At 60.8% G+C, this 770-nt stretch carries 1 protein-coding gene; it reads right to left on the reverse strand.

Annotation, left to right across the window (positions count from 1 at the left end; translation table 11 throughout):
• Positions 1-12: 12 nt before the first annotated feature.
• Positions 13-537, reverse strand: a complete 525-nt coding sequence (locus BGE01nite_RS29230; protein ID WP_170267150.1) for a hypothetical protein — start codon at positions 535-537, stop codon at positions 13-15.
• Positions 538-770: the final 233 nt, after the last annotated feature.

Consider the following 770-nt stretch of genomic DNA (forward strand, 5'->3'; position numbering starts at 1 on the left):
CCGAGAACCAAACTATTTCACCTTGCTCCGCGTCACTTCCTTCCCGTCGCCCTTGATGATGAGCATGCTGTCCTTCACGTCCACCTGCACCTGCTTCGTCGCCTCCGGCAGGTTCGCCAGCGGCTTCCCGTCCAGCACGATGCGCGCCTTCTCGATGCTCAGCATCTGCTCGCCCAGCTTCACCTGCGCCGTCGCGCCATTCACATTCACCGTCGCTGATTGAGCCGAGCTCACGCGGATCTCACGCCCCTCCGCAAACGCCGTCACCAGGCCCGGTGTCACCGTGCCCTGAGTCACCGTCCCCCCGCTCACAGAGCCGCCGGTCACAGATCCACCCGTCACCGTCCCGCCGGTCACCGTGCCGCCATGCACATCCGGACCTTTCACATCAGGTCCCTTCACATCCGCGCCTTTGACATCGGAACCTTTCACATCCGCCCCCTTCACATCCACCCCGCGGGTCACCGTTTCATTTTGAGCCAGAACCACGGAGGAGGAGAGGGAGACGACAGCAGCCAAAAGAAGAGTTGTTTTCATATCGAACCATTCGTCCCTCATCCCCGCCCGGCCCTGTCCCGACGCCCCGATCAGGCCTCTCATGCAGTCACAAGTCAGTTCTCAGTTCTCAGTTCTCCATTCCTCCATCTTCCCCCGAACCTCCCGCCGTCCAACCAATTTTCAGTTTTCAGTTCTCAGTTTACAATTTTCAGTCCTTCCCGAGCCCACCCGCGACCCACGATCCTCCCCAGCGTCTCGGAGCGCGGACTGAA

Origin of the sequence: Prosthecobacter gellanilyticus (genome assembly GCF_007992435.1) — a bacterium.
In the GTDB taxonomy this organism is placed as follows: Bacteria; Verrucomicrobiota; Verrucomicrobiia; order Verrucomicrobiales; family Verrucomicrobiaceae; genus Prosthecobacter; species Prosthecobacter gellanilyticus.

Excerpts from the sequence above, each read along its gene's own strand:
- BGE01nite_RS29230 (WP_170267150.1), bottom strand. The coding sequence starts at position 537 with ATGAAAACAACTCTTCTTTTGGCTGCTGTCGTCTCCCTCTCCTCCTCC.